Genomic DNA, 22351 nt, shown 5'->3' with positions numbered 1-22351 from the left:
ACCATAAAAGTAATATAGTACTTGTATTTTGAGATACGGAAGGTCCGGAAAGAGCCTTTCGAAGAATGAAATACCAGTAGAAGTATGAAAGGCAAAGTTATAATCATCTATGCCTTCCACAGTGTCCAAAGCATAAAGTACTACTTTATGCTTTGGACACTGTGGGTTTCAGGAAATGCTCCTTCAGATGCTCATAGAACGACTTCCGGTCAACGTAGTAGCCCATCAGGTTAGCGACCATCCCCGCCAGGAGCAGGTAAAATATGGCAGAGTGGCGGTCGGTCATCTCCAATACCAGAATAGCTGAGGTAAAAGGCGAGCGGGTAACGCCGGTGAGGTAGCCTACCATGCTTACCAGCATCACCAGGTTGTAGTTTTCACGGGCTAGCTGTAGCAGCTCCGCAATACCGGCTCCCAACGTGGCACCAGCGCTGAGTGAAGTAGCAAATACTCCACCCGCTCCGCCACTATGATAGCTTAGGATTGGCCCGATAAAACGCGCCGGAAATTCGTACCACTGAATGTTTTTCTCCGGTGTAAACAGCAGCCGGTTCATAAGTTCTTTACCGCTTCCACCCGCCTGTACACCCGAAAAGTAGATCAGACAGGCAAACAGCAACCCTAGAGTAGCTACGAACAGAGCCTGTTGTTTTTGACCCTTGATATGGAGGGTTTTCCAGTCGCTTATATAGAGTATCACTTTGGCCAGTAAGGCGCCCGCCAGGCCGGATAGGATACCTGCCAGCAAGACTACCCCGATAAATGAAAAGCCAACGGGAGTAATTTGGGGATAGCCCAGGTAGAGATAAGGCCCCAGAAGTGCTTGGGCTGTCATACCGGCAATGATCACCGAAGCAAACACCGCCGTGCGAAAGTAGGTGATATGGGTTTTGGTAAGTTCCTCTACCACGAAAACAATACCACCAAGCGGCGTATTAAAAGCGGCCGCCAGCCCCGATGCACCACCCGTTACGAGCATTATGCGCTTGGATACCTTAGGCCAGTAGCTCGGTAGCAGCCGGTTGACAAATCGGAATATGGAAGCAGATATCTGCAAAGTAGGACCTTCGCGGCCAATAGCCCCATTTCCCACTAACAGACTGAGACTACTTAGTACTTTTACGAGGGCGATACGAAGGCCAAGTAGCTGGTCAACCTTGTCATCCTGCTTGGGATTGGCCAGTTCGATAGAAGCCATCAGTTGGGGTATGCCACTTCCCCGGGCCGTTGGAGCAAACCTGTTGACCAACCACCACGATAGTGTAAAGAAGGCAGGGGCTGTAATAAAAATAACCCACGGCGTATGCAGAACCATCTCGCGCCCCATGCGTTCAAACCAGGCAAAGAGCTTTTCGTAGCCTACCGCTACAAGCCCCGTCACGAACGAAGCTACCCAAAACGGGAGCGCCTGTAATGTTATAGTCCGTACTTCCTGATTGATGATCTTGTGCCGGAGCCAGATCAGTTTATCAAGTACCTTACCCGTCACCCACCAGATTTTTTCACGCATTCCTTTACAAATAAAGCCACCTTAACTCCTGGCAGTAGGAGTGGAACAATTTTAGTGAGTTATTTCCGGTTAAAAAAGAAATAGGTTTTTCTCCCGGAAAAACAATATATTTTAGGCATAGGAATTAACTAAAAGTAAAAGCTATGGCATCAGTTGTAAATATATCAAAGGGTAGCCTGCTGATTGCAGAACCCTTTCTTGGTGATCCGAATTTTGAACGTGGTGTAGTGTTGCTATGCGAGCATAACGAACAGGGATCTTTTGGTTTTGTATTGAACCAGGCTACTGAGCTGATGCTTGGCGATGTGATTGAAGAAGCGATATATCAGGATATACCTCTTTACCTCGGCGGGCCCGTAGAGAAAAATACCCTGCACTTTATTCACCGTCGCCCTGACCTCATCGATGGAGGTTCAGAGATAGGAGATAACATATATTGGGGAGGTGACTTTGAACAGTGCAAGACGCTGATCAACGTCAATCAGATTACCAATGAAGACGTCCGTTTCTTTGTAGGCTATTCGGGCTGGGGAAGTGGTCAGTTGCTGGATGAACTCCTGCAGAAGACCTGGATCGTTTCACATACTACCTCTGATTTTCTGTTCAATACTCCTGCCAACCAGTTCTGGCGCGAAGTACTTAAAAGCATGGGGGGAAAATATCGCTCTATGGCTCATTATCCTACCGATCCAAGCCTGAACTAAGGCCTTGTAGTAGAGACGCAAAATCTTGCGTCTCTACTTTGCTGCATTGACAATATAGGCCGGAGTTTCTGGATCATTGGCAAAGAATTCTTTTGGAACGGAGCGGCTGAGGGCCCAGCGGTCAATCCAGGAAATGCCGTAGTTGCCGAATTTGGTTATTTTTTCCAGGTAAGCTTTATCCCGGAGGGCTGTGTGTAAATCTACGAATGTGTACCCGTTTCGCTTGTACATCTCTGCCAGGTCATCCAGGTAGTCAGCATTAAGCAGATTAGCGTGGATCAGCAGGACCTGCGGAATTTGCCGGTTAAATAATTTATCGCTCGCCTGCTCGTAAAAAAAGACTTTGGCCTCCATGTACTTTACGTAGTCCGAACCAATGCGCTGCATCTGCGCCTTATCATTCTTTTTGTGTGCATTGGAGTAAGCTTTGGCAAACAGATAATCATCGTTGTCAATGGTGACCGGAGCTTCAATGAAATTATGTTGAGTCAGGAAGGAGCTGAGCGAATCATACCGCGCCTGATTCTGGCCAATGTGCAGGAACGGGTGTCGGAAGTACCTCCACGGCAAGCCCGCTTTTTTGCTCAGCGGCGGGGTTACCACTGCACCTTTCAGTACGTCTTTTGAATATGAACTAAAAGGCGTTTGGTGGTAGCTCGGATGTCCGTATGTGTGATTTCCTAACTCGTACCCGTTGTCCAGCCACTGGTGTAGAAGCGCTACCCGTTCCGCTTTCAGCTTCCCCGACTCGTACAGCTTTCCCTCATTTACAAATCCAATGGCAGGTATGTTGTACTTCTGGAAGTGAGCGACCAGCTTCTGAGTAATCTCTTTCTGATTTCCTTCCCCATACTCTACCGTAGGTAAGTCATCTACCGTGACGCATAGCTGCTTAGGCTGCGCTATGGCTCCTAAGGCCGTAAGGCTGAGTAGAAGAGCAAGTACTTTATTCATAACCAAAGTAAATTAGTTTCCCGACCGTTCCTTATTTCTTCTCCAGTGACTTCACAAACAGAATAAAGGAATCAATATCGGTATCAGACAGGATACCCTGGAAGGAAGGCATCTCCGGGTTGTATCCCTTTACGATTTTGGCCGAGGGGTTCAGGATAGATTCCCTGATGTAATTATCATCGGCTACGACCGTGGTACCATCTTCCAGCGGACGTTTGGCACCGTAGAGGTTTTGGAAAGGAGGACCGTACATACCTTTGGTACGGGTACCTTCCGAGTGGCAACCCGCACAGGCTGTTTTCTGAAATACCTGCCTTCCTTTTTCAACGGAGGCTACTTCTTTGGCCTTTTCGGTCGCTGGTTCTCTAAGAGCCGTCAATAGATTGTAATCTACTTTTTCGAACCCATACTTCGCGGGAGACAGTTCATCCAGATGATTAATGGTAAACCAAAACTGGTCGTCAACTTTATGGCCATCCTTCGCCTTTAACTGGTAGTCAACCTCCATCTGCATCACCTCTTTCATCTCCGGTACTAGCAGCAGTACCTTCTTCCGGTCAGGCGATACGTAAGCTGCCGAAACGTACATGGTTTCTTCGCCGGTTGAGCCATCCAGTTTATAATGCCCGGAGCCGTATTCTTCCGTCCGCTTATAGTTGTATCTTTTTACCTTAAAATTATCAGGATTGGAAGCTACAGCCGGGTCAAGTTCAGAATCGAAGCTTAGTACAATTCCCTGCTTTCCTACCTCAAAGCCATTTACCATATAGCTGGGCTTACCCGTGTAGCGTAGCCTTAGCAGCGCACTCAGCCCTTTTGAATTGGAGCCCCACAGGTTGAAACCGGCGGCATAGAGCTGCCCGTCTACCGGGTTCGTGGCACCTTTTGAAGTAGGAGCCGGGTAGTCGGCATGAATTATTGAAACGCCTCCCTGTACTCCCTGCGAAGTACTATCTATCAATACCCTAAACAAACCGGGACGGCCAAAGGAGTAGTGTACCAGATTCCCGCTCAGGGGACCCATCTTATTACTGGTCACCCAGGCCTGTGAGATACTGGACTGGTCAATGTGGTGAGGTATCCAGGTAAGCGGTGGGGTAATCTCGGGATTCTCCTGCCCATGAGCAGTAGGGCTTACGCCGTAGTAGTCACCTTTCTTTATCAGGTAAATGGGGGTAGAGGGTACAAAGTTGCCCTGCTGGTCGGAGGCGGTCAGGACGCCGGTTTCAGGATTAATACCCAGGTACGGCCCCCTGAGGCCGGTAGCGATCACTTCGGCTTCCCGGCCATCGGCTGAAATCCGTAGAATGACGCCATTATGCTTCGAGCCCTGACGGAATCCCTTGGCCACTTGTGGTGTCATACCCGGGCCGTTGCTCAGACTACCGCCCTTGGCTACATAAAAGCTGCCATCCGGCGCGTGTACCAGGTCACCCGCCCACTCCCGGCCTTCCGGCGACTGGGACATTACATTCGAGAAGTTTTCGTAGTAGTCGGCTACGCCGTCGCGGTTCAGGTCGTGCAGTCGTACGATACCCTCCCGTCCAAACACGTAGACTGTATCAGTCACTACCTCAATGCTCATCGTCTCGTGCATACCGGACGCAAACCGCCGCCACTTCACATTCTGAAGGCTGCGGTCAATGCCATCAATCAACCACACGTCGCCCTCGAAAGTAATGACCGCGGCCCGTCCATCTTTGAAGAAGGATACATCTGCCACCCGTACGTTCCGCTTCCAGGGGTTGGGTAGGGGTAGGGTGACTTTATCGGTAACAAAGGCTGCCGTATCCGGCGCTATTACTCCCTGCGTTACTACGTCCTGTTTCCAGTAGGCAGGGCCACCTTTCTGTACGTCGGGGAGAGTGATTTTGGTAGCTTTGGCGGCTTTCTCAAACTGCTTGATCAAGCGGACCGGGCCTTTCCAAATCAGTAAAGTAGCTTCCGTACTCTGACTGGAAGGCGCCACTCTTACTTTCAGGTGGCCCTTGTCCGATACGCTGGGTGTCATCAGCTTAGTACCCTTACCGGCCAGCCCTATGGCCGTAACGGTATCCTGATTAGCGCCCTGGTAGATGTAAGCAAAGCGCGCATTCTGCTCTACTTTCTTAGCATTGGGTACTTCCGCCAGTACGAGTCCCAGTACATCGGCCGAAGGCCCTATTCTGAAAGTACGGGTAAAGGCGGTCTGTCCGCTGAATGAGGTACTTCCGGGTAGCTCCATCACCGGTGTCTGTCCGACGGTGTAGTTTAGTACTACCTTATCGCCGTAGGTGTATATGCCATTCCACCGGGCCTCCTCGGCCGGTAGCGGCATCCAGTCTCGTTTGGGAGCACCTACCTCAAAGGTTGCCGGATTGCCTTTCAGAGCAACCCAACCTGCGTAGCTTCCGGTCGCCAGCTGAGGTACTCCGCCAATGGTCGCCAGCTTATTGCTCTTGTTGAAGAAATCGCTGTACGATACCTGCGCCATCAGGTGCATGGGCATGAACTGACGCGTCCAGGCCACCGACCACCGGAGCAGATCCGTATCAAAGGCCACGTAGGCGCTGTCGCTGAGCCGGATGGCAAGCGTCCGGGCGGCCTCATTTTCCTTCGGGAAGCCCGATCCCAGCTTGCGGCCATCAATAGAGGTAGAGATAAAAGGGAAATCTGACTCAACGAAGTCGCCGAGTATGAGGGAATCTGGCTGAGTAGTAACTACCTTCCGGAAGTCGGAGTTGCCGGCCATAAACAGCGAAGCTACGGACAGAGCGCCGACCGAAGCAACCCCCAAAATAGTACGTGAGAATCTTAACATGGGTTTATACTATTGAAAGCAAAGCCTTTCTTTATGTATCTAAAAGCAAAAACAGCATCCGTAACTACCCTTACCAAACATCTTGTATGTAGTGACCGGACACCTTAGCAATAACACAGACGAAGAAAGTACCTGTTCGCCTTTACAAACGAAGGCAAAAACAAATTCCAGATACCACGGTACCTGGAATTTGAAATGGAATAGTACTACCAGAAGGGAATCTGATGTTTATATGAGTTTGTCTGGTGTGATGGGGAGTTCCCTAATTCGTTTACCGGTGGCATTGAATACGGCGTTGGCAACGGCCGCGGATACGCCCACGATGCCGACTTCCCCCAATCCTTTTATGCCTAATCTATTTGAATGTTTGTCCTCCTCCCGGATAAAAATGGCTTCCATGGTACCTATGTCTAGATTGGAAGGAACGTGATAATCGGCCAGGGAGCGGGTGACGAAGTTGCCCCAGCGCGGGTCAACTACTGACTCTTCGGATAAGGCCATACCTATGCCCCAGGCTACGCCTCCAATCACCTGTGAATTGGCCGTTTTAGGATTCAGTATTTTGCCCGCTCCGGTTACGGCCAGGAAGCGGTCCACGCGTACCATGCCAGTATACATATCTACCCGTACCTCCGCAAAGTTAGCGTTGAAGCTGTGCGATGAGTACTCATCGGCACCCTCCAGTTCTTTTGAGTCAGCCCGTGTCTGGAACTCAGTGACTTTTTCAGAAAGCATCAACTGGGCGGCTGTCGGTCTGGTAAAAAACTGCTTACCCGATTTGGCCATCAGCTCATCTGTGATTTTTATACAGGCATCATTGACTACGTTGGCGTAGCTGGTGGCTCCCACCGAACCCACCGAACCGGCGGCAGGCGGTAAATCAGAATCACCGATTTTGACGGTTATCCTATTCATAGGCAGACCCAGGGCGTCGGCGGCGGTCTGGGCCAAGATGGTGTAGGTACCGGTGCCGAGATCGGCTGCGGCCAGCTCAACGGTGGCGGTCACTTCATTGCCCTTTCGGTCCAGTTTTACCAGCGCGGAGCTGGGCCTTTGGTGTGCCGGGTAAGTACCGCAAGCCACCCCGTAGCCAATTAGGTAGTTGCCCTGCTGGTTCTGGCGGGGTTCGGGCTTGCGCTTCTCCCAGCCAAATGCTTTGGCACCTTCTTGCAGGCATTGCACCGTAGTCCGTGACGACCAGGGTTTGCCACTGGTGGGGTCGCGCTCCGGCTCATTTTTGATGCGGAACTCGATGGGATCCATTTTTAGCTTGTAAGCCAGCTCGTCCATCGCTGATTCCAGCGCAAAGCTTCCCGTGGATTTTCCCGGCCCGCGCGTGTAGGTAGGCAGGATGATATGCATGGGTACCACCCGGTAGCTGATGAGCGAGTTGGGTACCTCGTACATGACCTTGGAGCAATCGCCGCAGGGTTCCACAAACTCATTGTCAATGGCGCAGTGGGTGGTGGTTTCATGCGCCAGGGCCGTTAGTTTACCGTCTTTGGTAGCAGCCAGACTTACCTTCTGATGGTTACGCTGTCGCAACCCAACCGAATTGAACATCTGATGGCGAGTGAGGGCCAGTTGTACCGGCCGGTTCACCATCTTGGCCGCTACCGCCGTCAGCACCAGATTGGCCCATTGCCCCCCCTTTGAACCAAAGCCACCGCCGAGGTAGGGCGATACAATACGTACCTGCTCCGGTTTGAGGTTAAGCGTGGACGCGGCGGCGTTCTGCGCTCCGGATACAATCTGGGCACTGTTATACAAGGTCACGTGGTCTCCCTTCCATTCGGCGATGGTGGCATGGGGTTCCATGGGGTGGTGGTGCTCCATGGGCGTTTCGTATACCTCCTCCACTTTGTATTCGGCGTTGGCAAGTGCCGCTTTCACATCCCCGCGCTTCACATCCGCCCGTTCTTTGTCTTTGGGTGTTACGGCTTCTTTGGATAGTTTTTCAAAGTGGGTCCTGGGTGAAGCCTCTTCATAGTCCACCTTGATCAGGCGTGCGGCGTGCCGGGCCTGTTCAAAGGTTTCGGCTACCACTAGACCTATATGTTGACCATAAAATTCAATAACCGGACTTTGCAGCATGGCTCCGCCCCGGATACCCCCTTTTTCGTTCAGCTTAGGCGCGTTCTTATGAGTAATGACGGCTAGTACGCCGGGCGCTTTCTCGGCCGCGGCGGTGTCAATGTCCCGAATCTTTCCGGCGGCAATCGTGCTTTTGAAAATCATGGCGTGGGCGACATTCGTCACCGGGTGGTCCACGGAATAGTCAGCCTTGCCGGTAACCTTTAGAATCCCATCGATGCGACTGACGGGCATACCGACCATTTTATTTTTCTCTTCCATACAATTAAGGGCTTTTAAAAATCAGGACCTTTTTCCGTCCATGGCTACTTGAAGAGCCCGCACAATGCTTCGTCGGCCCAGCTCCACTTTGTACTTGTTATGCTCAAGAGGCTTTGCGTCCGCCATCGCGGCTTCGGCGGCCAGCCTGAAGTTAGCTTCCGTAGGTTCTTTTCCCACTAACATCTGTTCTGCCTGTAGGGCCCGCCAGGGCTTGTGCGCCACCCCTCCCATCGCAATCCGGGCCTGATCAATCCGGTTGTTACTTACCTCGAGGGCCGCCGCGACCGAAACCAGGGCAAAAGCATACGAAGCCCGGTCCCGGACTTTGAGGTAGTAGGACTTTTCGGCAAAGTTGTTCTTAGGTAGTTCGATGGCCGTAATCAGTTCACCATGATTAAGATTGGTGTCTTTTTCGGGGGTATCGCCTGGTAGGCGGTGGAAGTCGCCAAAAGGAATGGTTCGTTCCTGACCGGCGGCATCCCGGACCCTTACCACCGCGTCCAGCGCGGCCAGTGCCACTGACATATCCGAAGGGTACACGGCGATGCATTTATCAGACCAGCCAAAGATGGCATGCAGCCGGTTGATACCTTCCAGCGCACCGCAGCCAGTGCCGGGCTCGCGTTTGTTGCAGGGCATGGATACTTCATAGAAATACGGACAGCGGGTGCGTTGCAACAGGTTGCCTCCGTTGGTCGCCATATTCCGGATTTGCCCGGAAGCCCCCGCCAGTATAGCCTGCGTAAGCAGCGGGTAGTGCTGGCGTACCAACGCATGATTGGCCGCATCGGTATTCTTGCCCAATCCCCCGATGGACAGCCCGCCTTTGTGGGGGCCGGTCGCTATGGTTTTAATCTGGTCAAGGCCTAAGCGGGAAATATCAATTAACTCATTGGGCCGCTCCACATCTTCCTTCATCAGGTCCAGCAGATTGGTACCGCCCGCCAAAAACCGCCCTCCCGGATTGGCCGTCAGGAGCCGGGTGGCGCTGGGAACGTCTTTAGCATTTGTATATTTAAATGGTCTCATGAGATTCTGCAAGTAGTTTTGATGCTACGGGTCAGTTGGAAAAAGTCCTGCTATGTATTCTAAGTGGAGCAGTTGGCCCTTCGACTTTGCTCAGGGTGACAGTAGTGCGGATGAGTTGCTTATCCTTCGACTTCGCTCAGGAGGACAATAGTGCGATCCTGGTACTTACCCTACAAATTTCCAGGTTGGCTCTACGGGTTTCCCGCTGTATACTTCGCGGATTGCCGCTACAATATTGGGGTAAGCGCCGCAGCGACACAGGTTGCCCGACATTCGCTCCCGTATCTCCTCATCTGAGAGAGGAATGGCTCCGGATATTTTGCGGACGTTTTCGGTCACGTAGCTGGCTTCGCCTCTTTTGGCCTCTTCCAGTACGGCTACCGCCGAGCAGATTTGCCCGGGCGTACAGAACCCACACTGAAAACCATCGTTTTTGATGAATGCTGCCTGTACCGGATGCAGTTCATTGCCCTGGGCCAGCCCCTCAATGGTTTTGACCGACCGGCCTTCACAACTGGCGGCCAGCGTAAGGCATGACAACACCCGGCGACCATCCACCAGTACCGTACACGCGCCGCACTGCCCGTGGTCACAGCCTTTTTTGGAGCCGGTAAGTTCCAGCCGTTCGCGCAGGGTATCCAGCAGCGTCATCCGGGAGTCTACCGTCAGCTTTTTAGCTGCTCCATTAACCTTAAATGAGACATCAACCCCATTTTCAATACTAGCCGGTAGTAATTCAGCCGGTGGTGCGTTGAGCGGTCGGGTCAGTACCTGCTCGGCCGCGGCCGCCTGGTAAGCCAGGATTCCTCCGCCGGTTAGGGTCAGTAATTTCAGGAAGTGACGCCGGTTTACACCCGTATCGAGGATTTCGTCCAAGTCTTCCGGCATGAGGTCCTCAAACAGTTTCTTCTCGTCCTCGGTCAGTTGCAGTTTTTCGTTTTCTTCCATGCAGGTATCTAGGATTTCGGTTTCTGGAATATAAAAGGCTAATAGTGAGTGGTTTTAATAGGAAAGGCTTGTTAGGGGATATTGTTTCAGATTATAGCAGGCTTTACTTTCCGCAGGTACTCTAGGTAGGTAGTATATAATACTAAAACTTCCACCGGGTACCTTATGTTGTACCGGTCTATTAATAGTAACCGCTGGGGGATAGGGAGTAGTATAAAAAAAGCCACCCGACTCATAGTCGGGTGGCCTGCAATAAGGAAACTATACTAATTAGATTTTGCCTTTCAGGTAGGTGGCGCTTTTGCCCAGCGCCTCTTTTGGGGCAGCCACCAGATCCTGCTCCACGTAGTAGTGTTCTACACCTATCTTCTTAGCGGTAGAGACAATCCCTTCCAGATCCATGACGCCCTCACCGGCGGAGGTCATAACAGAAAAGAGCGGGAACCATTGAGAAGCATCGTTTCCGTCGCCGCTAAATGTCTTCTTCTCCTTCATATCCTTGAGGTGCAGCATCTTGTACCGGTTGGAGTACTTGTTGAGGTAGTTGATTGGATCAGCTCCCGCGGCGGTGGTCCAGAAAATATCCATCTCCAGGAAAACCAGGTTAGGGTCGGTGTTGTCCACCAGTACTTCAAACGGTACCTTACCATCAATGGCTGTGAATCCGTAGCCGTGGTTGTGGTAGCCAAACCGCACGCCGTGCTTTTTGGCACTGGCACCAATGGTGTTGAAGGTGTCGGCCATCTTCCGGTAGTCATCCAGCGTCCGTCGCTTATCGTCGGGTATGGCGGGGAGCGTCACATACTTCTGGCCTAGTAGGTTGGCGGCTTCGGCCAGCGGCCCCATGTTTTGTAGCAGCGTATCCAGGTCGGTGTGGGTACCGGTGGTTTTGAGGCCGTGGTCAGCCAGGATCTTCTTGACTTCCTTCACATCCCGGCCAAAGTACCCGCTTCCGCTAAAACCTAACATCTTAGCGGCACCTTCCCATCCTTTTTTTGCCTTCTCCGCACTGAACGGAAAGGGACCAAACATTTCAATTTCCTTATAACCCAGGTCCGAAAGCATCTTAATTCCACCCACGAAATCTTCGGAGAGCATTTTGGGAATGGAGAAAAGCTGAATGCCCAGTTTATCCTCTTTCTTCAAACGATCCATCCAATTTTCTAAGGGTGAAAAAGTGGCTGCCGCTAGTAAGCCTGTGCTTTTTATAAAATCTCTTCTCGTTGTCATGTTCTGTTACTTACAGGGTACTCCTCTTATTTATTCTTGTATGCCTTATCCAGGAAATCGTAACGAGCATCGTCTTTTGCTTTTTCGGTACGCGATACGGTGTCGATGATCATAACCGGTGGGGTAGCATCACCCGCTTTGGCCGCCTCCCAGGTAGGTAGCTTAGCTCCGTTGGGATTTCCGGTTTTGATGAAGTTAGCAAAGTACTCCGACATAGTTTCTGATACTTTGTAGTCCTCTTCGGTCCAGGCGTACTCTTTGATCAGGTGGAGGTTACCCATGCAGTACTCGATTTCGCAGGCGTGTGGCGCACCCACGGCCTTGGGAGGCTCAGGGGTAGTTGAAGTTTTCTTCAAAGTACCTCCCGCCAGACCCGGAGTCAGGGTATTGTCTACCAATGGTGGGCGCAGCTTGCTGTACAGGTAGCGGTATACCGGCTGATTAGAGTTATTACGGTGCAGGTCAAACCATTTCCAGGTCGAGTAGGAGATGAAGCGGTCAGAGGCCAGGGCCGTAGCCGATAGTTCCACTTCTTTCTCGTTACCATGGGGGTAAAGTTTCAGTACTTCCTGGTGGGTATCGGGGTACTCGGCCTTCACGCGCTCAATAAAGTTCTCGGGGATATTGGGCTTACCGTACATAAAGGCACCGGCCGGAATTTCGGCTGAGTTCCAGCCTAGTAGCAAGGGTACCTGGGCCTGCTCACGGGCGGCAAAGATCTGGGGCAGGTACTTGGGCAGAAAGTAGCCATCCAGTACTACCGGAAAACCAAAACGCTTCGACTCGTCGTACATCTCGTACAGGTCGCGTGACGACAGCGCCCGCAACTGCTTCAGGGTAGGTGCGCCTGCATTCTTTGCAAATTCAGCTCCCTGCTTCTCGGCTTCGGCCAGGGGTACCGGGGCCATCGTAGGGCTGATACCCGCTCCACTTTCGCCAATGGCTCCGGCTATCAGGCCTTTCGATAGAGGAGACGCCATTTGGTAGCTTACCGATATAGAGCCGGCCGACTCGCCCGCGATAGTTACTTTTTTAGGATCACCACCAAACTGCGCGATGTTCTTCTGTACCCACTGCAGGGCCGCCACCTGGTCGAGGTAGCCGTAATTGCCGGATGCTTTGTAGGGAGCCTCAGCCGATAATTCAGGATGGGCAAAGTTGCCGAAGATATTGAGGCGGTAGTTGCAGGTAACTACTACAATGCCTTTTTTTGCCATGGCCTCACCGTCGTAGCGGGGCTCCGAGCCGTCGCCGGCTACGTTGCCACCACCATAGAAATACACCAGAACGGGAAGGTCCTTAGTAGCACGCTTAGCCGGCGTCCACACATTCAGGTACAGGCAGTCTTCGCTGACACCGTTGGAGCGGGAGTTCATATCCCCGAATACCAGCTTCTGCATGGGGCGTGGGCCAAACTTACGAGTTTCTTTTACGCCCGTCCACTTATCAACCGGCTGGGGGGCTTTCCAGCGCAGGTTTCCAACGGGTGGTTTGGCAAAGGGAACGCCAAAGTAGGTCTGGATACCGGTCTTGGTATCGTAGTCACCCTCGATAATGCCGGGTTCGATCTTGGTTTGTACTGCAAAAGCATTGGTGTTCTGGGCCTGACTAGCCAGAGATACTCCCAACGCAAGAGCTACTGTATAAAGGATCTGCTTCATAAAATGATTTAGAATTATTATTGTCGCATTTTGCGACAATAATAATTAGTTCTTTAAAATAATCCTATTTAGTTTTGAAAAATTATCAAATCAGATAGCAATCCGGAGCTACTACATAACCTATGCAGGGAGACGATTACCTACATCACATAGCCTACGACTCGGTAATTTTTGGTTTTTCGGGAGAGAAACTGAAAATACTGATACTGGAATATCACAACACCGGCCTGTTTGCTTTGCCCGGAGGATTTGTCCGTACGAATGAGAATCTGAACGATGCTGTACAACGGGGGCTGAAGGAGCGGACGGGGCTGGACCAGATCTTTCTCGAGCAATTTTATACATTTGGTGATGTAGCACGCTACAAGCCCGAGGTCATGAAGCAGATTATCCAGGCCAATAAGGTACCCGACGAAGACCTGTCGTGGTTACTGGACCGATTTATATCAGTAGCCTACTATGCTCTGATTAATTATGCGGAAGTAATACCTACACCCGACGACCTGTCAGACTCCTGCGGGTGGTACGATGTAGACCAGCTGCCCCCGCTAATGCTCGACCACGCGCAGATTGTGCAAAAAGCCCTGGAAACCCTGCGGGAAAATATTAACCGGAAACTGGTAGGAGGCAATCTGCTCCCGGCCCGCTTTACCATGAAGGAGCTGCAGCATGTGTACGAGGCCATCCTGGGCGAAAAGCTCCATAGGGGTACCTTCCAGCGGAAAATGCTGAGCCTCGGCGTGTTGCAGCGCCACGAAAAGCAGTACTCCGGTGCCGCCAACAAGGCTCCTTTTCTGTATAGTTTTGGGTGATAGAAAAAAAGTCAGGGCCTGTGTAACATTTTTCCGGTACCCGCATCCAAGCGATAAAAAAACAAATGATGAGGACTATCACATGTACTATCGCTTTGCTACTAATGGCCGCCCTGGCCTTCGCACAGCCCCAGGCTATTCGGGTGGTGAAGAAAGGCAAAGGTACTGCTGTTCTTTTTCTGCCCGGTTTTACATCTCCGGGCTCCGTCTGGAATGAAACTATCCGCCACCTCCCCAGGGTGGAGAGCCACGTGGTTTCCTACGCCGGCTTCAACGGCATACCTCCCGTTGAAACGCCCTGGTACCCCCGCCTCCGGCAGGAGCTGCTGGACTACATTAAACAGGAAAAATTAGACAATCTGACCCTGATTGGGCACAGTATGGGAGGTAACCTGGCGGTAGACATAGCCGCCGCTCTGCCCGACCGCGTTACCAAACTGGTACTGGTGGATGCCATTCCCTGCATGCGGGCGCTCATGATGCCCGGCGTACCGGCCTCACAGATCTCCTACGAAAACTCGTACAACAAGCAGATGCTGGAGATGCCCGATGCGCAGTTTGCCCAGATGGCCGCAGGCATGGCTGCCAACATGACCAGTAATAAGGCCATGGCCGACACCCTCGCCCGGTGGACTCTGGAAGCCCATCGACCCACCTACGTGTATGGGTACACCGACCTCCTCAAACTGGACCTGCGGGAAGTACTTCCCAGTGTAAAGGCCAAAGTGCTGATCCTGGGTGCTTCGTTTCCGGATGAGAAGGTAGTCCTGGAAAACTTTCAGAAGCAGTACGCCGGGCTACCAGCCAAAACCATCCATATCGCTCCCGCCAGCAGGCACTTTATCATGTTTGATCAGCCCGACTGGTTATACGGAAAAATAGACGCCTTTCTGAAAAATGAGTAGTTCTCCCGCCCAGTTACCGCTCTTTGAGTCGCTGTACCAGCAGTACCGCCCTATGGTACTCCAAGTGTGCCTGGGCTACGTGCAGGGGGACCGGGACCAGGCCAAGGACCTCGCACAGGAGATATTCATTAATGTCTGGCGGGCGCTGCCGCAGTTTCGGAGTGAAGCCTCTCCCAAGACCTGGATCTACCGCATCACCGTCAACACATGCCTGATGTACATCCGTACTACCCGCAGGAAGGAGAAAGTAGCGCAGGAGGCTGTAGCCTTGTCAGACCAGTTTGAATGGTTGGAGGAGGGCGAACGGGAGTACCAGCCTTTGTACCAGGCCATCGGCAAGCTACCCGAGCTGGAACGGCTGATCATCATGATGGTACTGGACGAACTGGATTACGAAGAAATATCCAGGGTAGTGGGTATCAACGCGGTGAACCTGCGGGTAAGGATTTACCGGATCAAAAACAAACTCAGAAAATTACTCTAATACATACTACTATGGACGAGCTTTCAAATCAGTGGAAAAAAGCAAGGACGCAGCTACAAACAACCCCTGCCGATAGTAGTCAGCTGGTAGGACGGGCCCGACAACGACAGCGAAGTTCGCAGTACTTCCAGCTCGGGAATATTTTGGTCTTAACCATCAGCCTGATTGGGGTCGGCGCCTTCTTTTACTGGCTTGCTCCGGTTCGGGAGGTACTTAGCCGGGTAGGGGTAGCCTGTATGCTGGGTGGGCTGTTGCTACGCATCGGGATAGAGGTGTGGAGCATTTTCAAATCCCAAAAGATACAGCTAGGTACCACTACGCTCCAGGCCACCCACGAGGCAGTCGGGTACTACAGCTTCCGCAAGCGGATTCACGGACCGATCACCCTGTCTATCGTGGCTCTTTATATCCTCGGCTTTTATTTGCTGACGCCCGAGTTCAGCCAGTACATCCCTTTCAACTGGATGCTGCTGATGCATGGCTCGTTTGTGATCATGGCGGTATTCCTCTTCGTGCAGATCCGAAAAGGCATTAAAAAAGAAATGCAAAGTCTAGCCGAATTGATCGAAATAGAAAACGACCTTCAGGACACCGCAACTGGTATCTGAAAGCGTATGGAGATGCAGTGGTTTGGCTTATGAAATTTCTAACCTGGTTGCTCCTGATTTCTAAGTAGCACGGCCTCAGCCGTTTCCTCACCTCGTTTGTGATGCGATTCGCAGACAACAGGTAATCACGTCCCAACGGACCGGCTGGGGTAAGCGGGATTAGCCACCGTATTTTTAGCCGAAAATCTAAAAAATGCATAGCTACAAAAACTACTTGCCGCCGTCAATACATGCCATAACGAATGCCCCTGAAAGACCGAATGAGGATCGCAACCAACTTTTTGCACATCCAGTCCCCTGATTTTTAGCGCTACAACAATCAGAAAAAGGCCAAGGAGTCCCAGAACGACAGAACGCTCTTTTGGAAACTGAAAATAATTGATGGCGGTGAGAATCCAGATCAAAAGGATCAGAACGGGCAACAGAATACTACTTGGAACCAGGAGATGAATTTCATAAAAAGAAATAATGATGAGCAGCGCTGCGACAAGGGTGGCTTTCTTTACGGTATCAGACCAATTGTCTGAATGAAAAACATGGTATAACGCAATGAACAGCAAAGAAATACTGATGCTGTAGGTACCGTTCATATCGACTCGTTGCCCCATCCAGGTTAGGGAAGCATGAAAAAATGCGGAGCCAATACTCAAATAAATGAAACTTGCCCCCATCAAAAACGACAACATTGGAAATCGTTGCAGCCAATTCAGATGCGTATTTGATTGATTTCTGAAATCTCGCCGAGCTATTTCGCAGATAAAAACCCCAAAGAAGAAGTAGGCAAGGTTGGAGTACGTATTGATGTTTTGATGAAAAAACCGGTGTTCGTTGTTGTACTCGCAGTACTCTACGTTCAGGGCCGATTGGCTCACGACCATCCCATTCCAGACACTTCCATTGAGAAAAGTATTGAGCAAAAAAGAGACGAGCAGCATAGCTCCTGTATAAGCCGATGCCAGAATGAGGGCTTTCTTCAATTTTCGATTGGTTATTTGACTGTGGTCGTTGCAGGCCTGCCGTTTAGAGGGAGCCTCTTGTCAATTAGTACTACTGCTTGTAAATTGGGGAGAGGTAGATAACAAAGTTCTTTATAAATGGATTTATTAATCTATAACGATACTACTTGTACTTCGCTAATACATTCATCATCATATTTTTATCAGGTAAAGTCGTTTTAAAAATATCTTCTTTTATATTTCCAGCACTATCTAAAATCAAAAGGACCGGATACTGACCCTGACCATATTTTTTGCTTATCTCAATACCTTCCCCGACTTCCCCGTCATATTTCAGGTTTATAAACTTACTATTTAAGATTTGTATAACTTCTTGATCTCTCAAAACAGTTTTGCTGAAACGTAAACAAGGGCCACACCAACCGGTATATATATCTAAAAATATTAGTTTATCTTCTTTTTTCGCCTTTTCTAAACTTGCAAGAAAGCTCTCCTTCTCAAAGTTTACAGAAGACTCTGAGCTAATCTCATTTCTATTACTTTGTATATTTATGAAGTATACAAGCCTAGAACCAATGATCATTACAGAGTAAAAGAGCCCTGCACCAATAAGTACTGTTTTTAAAATTCTATTTGCTATACTTATTGGATTGAAGTACTTGAAGATGATGAATAGTAGAAGAAGACTTACTATAGCAGCGATGGATTGTACCTCAAAAAATCTATCGTATGATAGGATTAAATAGATACCTACTGTGCCTAACAGTAAGATTAGACCGTAAAGTAATCTACTAAAGTGAAGTACTTTCATGATTTTATTTTAGCGTTGCCACCAATGAGTGAACATGTGAAAAGGTTGCGGCCACGCGACGTTCGCCGCGCCGCCAACGCCGCCCGTTCTACCTTAGCGCTTTTTCTTATTTAAGATTAATCACCCGCAGGTCTGGGTTTTCCTTTTCAAAGGCTATCTGCTCTGCTTTTTTACCGTTCAGAGCCTCATCGAAGTAAGAGATGAGCGTCTTAGTGATAAGCTGGAGGCACTTGCTTCCATCAATGGGTCCTAGTCTGGTTTTACGGATATTCTCCGGAATCATAGTCGTGGGAAGTAGCGCGTAATCCTGGAAATTGGAGTGGTACATGCCCGCAATCGCTACATACTTACCCTGCGAAGCATTGGCCGTTGTCTTAGTCATTTGTTGATACCGCCATCCCAGGTCAGGATCTGCCTGCATTTCGGTGAAAGACTTCTTTTCAAATGCAGCAGGGATCTGGTTTAAGAACAAAACAGAGCCTCGTGGAGCTGCCTTTTGGCTGGCATCCATTACATCTCCATCCATATTCACTGCAGCTTTGATTCCTGGATTCATATCTGAAGCCAGTAGGGCGGCGGCGCCACCGAGCGAGTGTCCAGCCAGCGCAATCCTTTCCGGATCTATATACTTGGTTACGTTTTGTAAAGGAGCGCTTCCGGTTTTGATCTGGCGCAACACGAATGACATATCGTCGGCTATCAACTGATAGCTGTCTTTGGGCTTATCGGCGGCAATAAACGTACCATCGGAGGCCTGCAGAACAGGAGCCAGGGGCGAGGAGTTGAGAGCGGCTACCATATACCCGGCACTTACCAGTTCCTGTATGATATAGCTATACTCAAGCGTGGACCAGCCCATGCCGGGGGCAAACAGGATTAGAGGGTACTTCTCATTCCCGGTCAGACGGAAGCCTTCGGTGAAATAAGCTTTCCCATAAGCAACCGCTTTGCCTGCTTCATTACCCAGCTTCTTCTGTAACACGGGCAGGTACTGCTGCCGCCATTCGTCAGTAGGAATAATAAAGCTGGTGGTCTTGACAGATGTAGTAGGGTAGTAGATAAACAAGGGGATTGCCCGGTTCTGACGCGAAGGGTCTTTCAGACTGGTGCCGTAGCGCCCTACCTGATATTTTCCCGATGGTTTAGGGAGTACAAAGGTCTCGGCCTGGTCTTGTGACCAGCCATATCTCGTGATAGAAAGAAGGATGAATAGGATGAGTGTTTTTTTCATGGCGCTTTCTTTGTCTAACTAAGGTGCTTTGGTTTACCATCACTGCCTTGATTCGGTTCTTCTAACCGGGGAGGAGTGTGGTGTGAAAGGTTAGGTACTAGTCAAAGAAACGGAAACAGGGATGTTACATAAAAGGGTTTTTGTCAGACGGAGCACAAGGATTATGTACGGTAAGGCTAAGTTAGACGCCTCGTAATTAGTGCATTGGTTTGTACTTATACTATAGAGCCTAAAAATTAAGGTCGAAGCAGCTGGTAGAGGCCATTCAGGAAGAGCCGGAAAGCCGCCGCGCCGCGATTGGCCATTTGAGTGCTTTGCCTACGCTAGGGTTAATAGGCTACCGGATGTGGATTAAAATTCAGCTCAGGGTTTTGTGGAAATAGGTGTTGCGATATGTCGGGCTATTAGCTCTTCAAAAGCCTTTTCATTTTCCTTATCAAATCCTGAAAACTTTCGAATTATATTTCCTTCTCGGTCGACAAAGAGTGTTAAAGGGATATATTTATTATAGCCAAACAATTCTTTGGCATAAGTACTGATTTCAGAATTAATCATTAGTTGTTCCCATGGCATTTTCTCTTTTTGAATGGCTTGTATCCAGGGCTCTTTTTCGTAGTCGACTGAAATTGATACTATTTGAAAAGATGAATTGCCAGAGAATTTTTCGTGTAATCGCTTCAACGCTGGGATTTCGGCCCGGCAGGGACCACACCACGATGCCCAGAGATTTATCATCGTCAGTTGGGGGCTGTTTTGCAGGATAGGTTGTTGAGTACCATTCGAATCGGGAAGAGTGATTTGGCTGGTAAGCTTAATTTGGTCGCGGTTTTCTATGTACTCCTGCATGGCCTTACCGGTTGGGCCGTTTCTTACTGCAGGCTCGAAACGGCTAAAAAGCGCGTAAAAACTATTCTTGCTTATATGACGCATCCGTCTTTCCAGACTATAAAGATAGTGATACGAGTAGGGATGCAGGCTAATCTGTTTCTGTAAGGCCGGTATACTGGTAAGTTTTTCAAAGCCGATGGTGTCTGAGTACCAGACCCGGTTCTGTTTTCCGGTCCGAATGGGTGTTTCAGTATGCAAAATGGGTATAGATGAATCTCTCGTTTCCAAAAGCGGGCCATTGATTTCAATTCCATCTTCCAGCATGAAAACATCTGCACCAGCTATTCCACCAAAACCTGCCTTGCCTTTGAAGCCGGTTCGTAACATGAAAGCTTTTCGCTCTCCCTCAGGACTGATGTAGTAGAGCGAAACCAGGATGGGCTCAGGATAGTCTTTTGCAGATACCTTAAACTCAAAAATGCCGTCCCTGATCTGGGTAGAGTCTATTACTACTTCCGGGTAGCGTGTCTTTAATATCATTTTCCCATCAGGCAGTTTAGGCAGGTTCCCTTTGATGGTAAGGTACTCTGGAGACTGGTCGCAGGCTGCCAGGAACAAAATAATTGCCCAACATAAAGATGCAGTGAGCCGGCTAAAATAGCTAGATAAATGGTACATGCCGAAGGTCGTTTTGGTGTGGTTTTCAGCAAGGTATAAACATTCTTCTCTGCAAATGTTGGGCATGCATCTAATTAACAAACTTTAAGAGTAGAGGCTATAAAAAGAAACCAGTTCAGCCAATTACAGAAAGGGGGAGTTGCTTTGAGTAAGATTATTTATAGAAGTTGATTCAACGTATTTTCCGTTAACTATACCAGGAGCTTACTTCTAAAACGTGGCGTCCTTTTCGTATTTTGCAAACGCTCCCATTTCATCGTGTCCAAACAAAGCAACATGAAAAGACTACTATTGATCACTCTCATTTGGATAGTCGGCCTGACGGCTAACGCCCAGCCTAAAAAGTACCACGCTGCTTTCAAGGAAGATTTCAGTAAATCATCGCTCCAAAATTTCAGGTATGGTTCCACCGGAACTAAGGCTGATTTTAAATGGAAGTCTGGGGTACCCGCGCCGTCGGAGCCAACTACGAAGGTACTCTTGTTTCAGCTTGATCCCGACGAGCCAGCGGGCGCGGGGAAGGGGCCGGAGATTATTTCTAAAGACTTCACCCATTTTGGTACTTACTCTGCCCGACTCAAAATTCCGGATGTCCACCAGACCCAACCCAACGTCGGGGCGGTGGTGGGGTACTTTACCTACCACGTCGACAGTATTCCCGGATTGAGCGAAATTGATATTGAATGGCTCCTGGCCGATCCCAAGATTATCTACGTAGGTACCTGGACGGGCCCGACCGATTCCTTGGTGCGGATTGGGCGTACGATCAACCTGGCCGAAGGTACCATCTACAACACCATCCATAGGGTGACCCACAGTGGGCAGTCTACCCCGCTGACCGGACGCCAGAACCAGCCCGAACGCATTACCGCCCTCCCGGACTACGACGCCTCGGCCCGCTTCTATACCTACGGCTTCGACTGGTACCCCGACCGCATCCGCTGGTGGATGCTCCACCCGACCACGGGCGACAAAATCGTACTCTGGGATTATCAGGGATCATCTCTGGGAATTCCGCAGCATGCCTCGCGCTACCGGATGAACTTCTGGCATACAAACAACTGGTCGGTCGAGACGAACCCCCAGTCGCTCGAAAAGCCGCGCGACCGCTACCCATTGGAAGTAGATTGGATGTCGTATGAGCCTATGAAGAAGTAAGGCTGACGAGGATTGTGCTGGCTATTCCCGATTTGCAATCGGGGGTTGCCTTTATTAGCGTTTACAACGCTTTAATACGACGTCCAACAAAAAACGCTTTATGCCCAGCAGCCAGTACTTCATTCATAATCCCGGAGGTACCTATTTCCTCACCATGACGGTAGTGGACTGGGTGGATGTATTCAGCCGTCCCACGTACCGGCACATTATAGTTGATTCACTACGCTACTGCCAGCAGCAGAAAGGGTTACAACTATTTGGATGGTGCCTTATGTCCAACCACCTGCACCTATTAGCTACCGCAGACGATGGGTACAACCTTTCAGATATTCTGCGGGATATGAAAAAACATACGTCCAAGCAGTTGGTAAAAGCGATTCAGGAAGAGCCGGAAAGCCGCCGCGACTGGATGCTCCAACGCTTTGCCTACGCCGGAAAGTACCAGTCGAATGTGAAGGAGTATAAGTTCTGGCAGGATGGAAACCAGGCTAAGGAATGTAGCTCGCAGGCCTTTCTGCTGGAAAAGCTGCACTACATTCACCAGAATCCGGTGCGTAATCTGCTCGTAGAGGAGCCGGAGCATTATCTATTTAGCTCCTCCCGAAACTATGCTGGACTGAAGGGCCTGTTGGATATGGAGTTGTTATAGGATGTTTCATCTACTAGCGTTGCAAACGCTAGTAGATGAA

At 50.1% G+C, this 22351-nt stretch carries 19 protein-coding genes; 7 read left to right on the top strand and 12 right to left on the bottom strand.

Annotated features, from left to right (window positions below; genetic code table 11):
- Positions 1-145: 145 nt before the first annotated feature.
- Entirely contained in the window at positions 146-1510 is a 1365-nt protein-coding gene (locus JUB14_RS17490; RefSeq protein WP_207507813.1) for a chloride channel protein, read from the bottom strand.
- Positions 1511-1653: 143 nt separating this feature from the next.
- On the opposite strand from JUB14_RS17490, the gene JUB14_RS17485 reads away from it, so the two are divergent.
- Entirely contained in the window at positions 1654-2214 is a 561-nt protein-coding gene (locus JUB14_RS17485; RefSeq protein WP_207507811.1) for a YqgE/AlgH family protein, read from the top strand.
- Positions 2215-2247: 33 nt separating this feature from the next.
- Here JUB14_RS17485 and JUB14_RS17480 read toward each other — a convergent pair whose 3' ends face one another.
- From JUB14_RS17480 to JUB14_RS17450, 7 genes are all read right to left on the bottom strand, one after another.
- Positions 2248-3168, bottom strand: a complete 921-nt coding sequence (locus tag JUB14_RS17480) for a polysaccharide deacetylase family protein (RefSeq protein ID WP_207507809.1) — start codon at positions 3166-3168, stop codon at positions 2248-2250.
- Between the two features lie 31 nt (positions 3169-3199).
- Positions 3200-5968 (bottom strand): DUF6797 domain-containing protein, encoded by a 2769-nt coding sequence (locus JUB14_RS17475; RefSeq protein ID WP_207507804.1) that lies wholly within the window; start codon positions 5966-5968, stop codon positions 3200-3202.
- 228 nt (positions 5969-6196) lie between these two features.
- Positions 6197-8323, bottom strand: coding sequence for a xanthine dehydrogenase family protein molybdopterin-binding subunit (locus tag JUB14_RS17470; RefSeq protein WP_207507803.1), 2127 nt, complete (start codon positions 8321-8323; stop codon positions 6197-6199).
- A 21-nt stretch (positions 8324-8344) separates the two neighbouring features.
- A complete protein-coding gene (locus JUB14_RS17465; RefSeq protein ID WP_207507802.1) occupies positions 8345-9352 on the bottom strand; it encodes an FAD binding domain-containing protein in 1008 nt (335 codons plus the stop codon).
- Between the two features lie 165 nt (positions 9353-9517).
- The gene (locus JUB14_RS17460; protein WP_207507801.1) at positions 9518-10300 is read right to left on the bottom strand and encodes a 2Fe-2S iron-sulfur cluster-binding protein; all 783 of its coding nucleotides are present in this window, start codon (positions 10298-10300) and stop codon (positions 9518-9520) included.
- 270 nt (positions 10301-10570) lie between these two features.
- Positions 10571-11455 (bottom strand): sugar phosphate isomerase/epimerase family protein, encoded by an 885-nt coding sequence (locus JUB14_RS17455; RefSeq protein WP_229367955.1) that lies wholly within the window; start codon positions 11453-11455, stop codon positions 10571-10573.
- Between the two features lie 101 nt (positions 11456-11556).
- A complete protein-coding gene (locus JUB14_RS17450; RefSeq protein WP_207507799.1) occupies positions 11557-13191 on the bottom strand; it encodes a carboxylesterase/lipase family protein in 1635 nt (544 codons plus the stop codon).
- Positions 13192-13313: 122 nt separating this feature from the next.
- Between JUB14_RS17450 and JUB14_RS17445 the strand changes: the two genes are divergently transcribed.
- From JUB14_RS17445 to JUB14_RS17430, 4 genes are all read left to right on the top strand, one after another.
- Positions 13314-14003 carry an NUDIX hydrolase gene (locus JUB14_RS17445; protein WP_207507797.1) on the top strand — a complete coding sequence of 230 codons (690 nt, stop codon included), beginning with the start codon at positions 13314-13316 and terminating at the stop codon, positions 14001-14003.
- A gap of 65 nt (positions 14004-14068) precedes the next feature.
- Positions 14069-14908, top strand: coding sequence for an alpha/beta fold hydrolase (locus JUB14_RS17440; RefSeq protein WP_207507794.1), 840 nt, complete (start codon positions 14069-14071; stop codon positions 14906-14908).
- The gene (locus tag JUB14_RS17435) at positions 14901-15392 is read left to right on the top strand and encodes an RNA polymerase sigma factor (RefSeq protein WP_207507793.1); all 492 of its coding nucleotides are present in this window, start codon (positions 14901-14903) and stop codon (positions 15390-15392) included. Before JUB14_RS17440 ends, JUB14_RS17435 begins: the two co-directional genes overlap by 8 nt.
- A gap of 11 nt (positions 15393-15403) precedes the next feature.
- On the top strand, positions 15404-16000 hold the full coding sequence (locus JUB14_RS17430) for a hypothetical protein (RefSeq protein WP_207507790.1): 597 nt from the start codon (positions 15404-15406) through the stop codon (positions 15998-16000).
- A 125-nt stretch (positions 16001-16125) separates the two neighbouring features.
- On the opposite strand, the gene JUB14_RS17425 is transcribed toward JUB14_RS17430, so the two are convergent.
- The 4 genes from JUB14_RS17425 to JUB14_RS17410 form a co-directional block, all read right to left on the bottom strand.
- Positions 16126-16977: a ceramidase domain-containing protein gene (locus JUB14_RS17425; RefSeq protein WP_229367953.1), complete on the bottom strand. Its 852-nt coding sequence runs from the start codon at positions 16975-16977 to the stop codon at positions 16126-16128.
- A gap of 142 nt (positions 16978-17119) precedes the next feature.
- Positions 17120-17767 carry a thioredoxin family protein gene (locus tag JUB14_RS17420; protein ID WP_207507788.1) on the bottom strand — a complete coding sequence of 216 codons (648 nt, stop codon included), beginning with the start codon at positions 17765-17767 and terminating at the stop codon, positions 17120-17122.
- A 106-nt stretch (positions 17768-17873) separates the two neighbouring features.
- A complete protein-coding gene (locus JUB14_RS17415; protein ID WP_207507786.1) occupies positions 17874-18998 on the bottom strand; it encodes an alpha/beta hydrolase family protein in 1125 nt (374 codons plus the stop codon).
- 363 nt (positions 18999-19361) lie between these two features.
- Positions 19362-20570, bottom strand: coding sequence for a TlpA disulfide reductase family protein (locus JUB14_RS17410; protein WP_207507784.1), 1209 nt, complete (start codon positions 20568-20570; stop codon positions 19362-19364).
- A gap of 210 nt (positions 20571-20780) precedes the next feature.
- On the opposite strand from JUB14_RS17410, the gene JUB14_RS17405 reads away from it, so the two are divergent.
- Both JUB14_RS17405 and JUB14_RS17400 read left to right on the top strand, forming a co-directional pair.
- Positions 20781-21662, top strand: a complete 882-nt coding sequence (locus tag JUB14_RS17405; RefSeq protein WP_207507782.1) for a glycoside hydrolase family 16 protein — start codon at positions 20781-20783, stop codon at positions 21660-21662.
- A 100-nt stretch (positions 21663-21762) separates the two neighbouring features.
- Positions 21763-22311 carry an REP-associated tyrosine transposase gene (locus JUB14_RS17400; protein WP_207507780.1) on the top strand — a complete coding sequence of 183 codons (549 nt, stop codon included), beginning with the start codon at positions 21763-21765 and terminating at the stop codon, positions 22309-22311.
- Positions 22312-22351 lie beyond the last annotated feature (40 nt).

Source organism: Telluribacter humicola, from assembly GCF_017355935.1.
GTDB classification, from domain to species: Bacteria; Bacteroidota; Bacteroidia; order Cytophagales; family Spirosomataceae; genus Telluribacter; species Telluribacter humicola.
Note: the sequence above shows the minus strand (reverse complement) of the source record. Positions and strands in the feature narration are given on the sequence as shown.

Coding starts and splice junctions, on each gene's coding strand:
- JUB14_RS17440 (WP_207507794.1), top strand. CDS start 14,069: ATGATGAGGACTATCACATGTACTATCGCTTTGCTACTAATGGCCGCC.
- JUB14_RS17410 (WP_207507784.1), bottom strand. CDS start 20,570: ATGCCCAACATTTGCAGAGAAGAATGTTTATACCTTGCTGAAAACCAC.
- JUB14_RS17490 (WP_207507813.1), bottom strand. CDS start 1,510: ATGCGTGAAAAAATCTGGTGGGTGACGGGTAAGGTACTTGATAAACTG.
- JUB14_RS17465 (WP_207507802.1), bottom strand. CDS start 9,352: ATGAGACCATTTAAATATACAAATGCTAAAGACGTTCCCAGCGCCACC.
- JUB14_RS17420 (WP_207507788.1), bottom strand. CDS start 17,767: ATGAAAGTACTTCACTTTAGTAGATTACTTTACGGTCTAATCTTACTG.
- JUB14_RS17455 (WP_229367955.1), bottom strand. CDS start 11,455: ATGGATCGTTTGAAGAAAGAGGATAAACTGGGCATTCAGCTTTTCTCC.
- JUB14_RS17430 (WP_207507790.1), top strand. CDS start 15,404: ATGGACGAGCTTTCAAATCAGTGGAAAAAAGCAAGGACGCAGCTACAA.
- JUB14_RS17435 (WP_207507793.1), top strand. CDS start 14,901: ATGAGTAGTTCTCCCGCCCAGTTACCGCTCTTTGAGTCGCTGTACCAG.
- JUB14_RS17415 (WP_207507786.1), bottom strand. CDS start 18,998: ATGAAAAAAACACTCATCCTATTCATCCTTCTTTCTATCACGAGATAT.
- JUB14_RS17460 (WP_207507801.1), bottom strand. CDS start 10,300: ATGGAAGAAAACGAAAAACTGCAACTGACCGAGGACGAGAAGAAACTG.
- JUB14_RS17470 (WP_207507803.1), bottom strand. CDS start 8,323: ATGGAAGAGAAAAATAAAATGGTCGGTATGCCCGTCAGTCGCATCGAT.
- JUB14_RS17480 (WP_207507809.1), bottom strand. CDS start 3,168: ATGAATAAAGTACTTGCTCTTCTACTCAGCCTTACGGCCTTAGGAGCC.
- JUB14_RS17450 (WP_207507799.1), bottom strand. CDS start 13,191: ATGAAGCAGATCCTTTATACAGTAGCTCTTGCGTTGGGAGTATCTCTG.
- JUB14_RS17485 (WP_207507811.1), top strand. CDS start 1,654: ATGGCATCAGTTGTAAATATATCAAAGGGTAGCCTGCTGATTGCAGAA.
- JUB14_RS17400 (WP_207507780.1), top strand. CDS start 21,763: ATGCCCAGCAGCCAGTACTTCATTCATAATCCCGGAGGTACCTATTTC.
- JUB14_RS17475 (WP_207507804.1), bottom strand. CDS start 5,968: ATGTTAAGATTCTCACGTACTATTTTGGGGGTTGCTTCGGTCGGCGCT.
- JUB14_RS17405 (WP_207507782.1), top strand. CDS start 20,781: ATGAAAAGACTACTATTGATCACTCTCATTTGGATAGTCGGCCTGACG.
- JUB14_RS17445 (WP_207507797.1), top strand. CDS start 13,314: ATGCAGGGAGACGATTACCTACATCACATAGCCTACGACTCGGTAATT.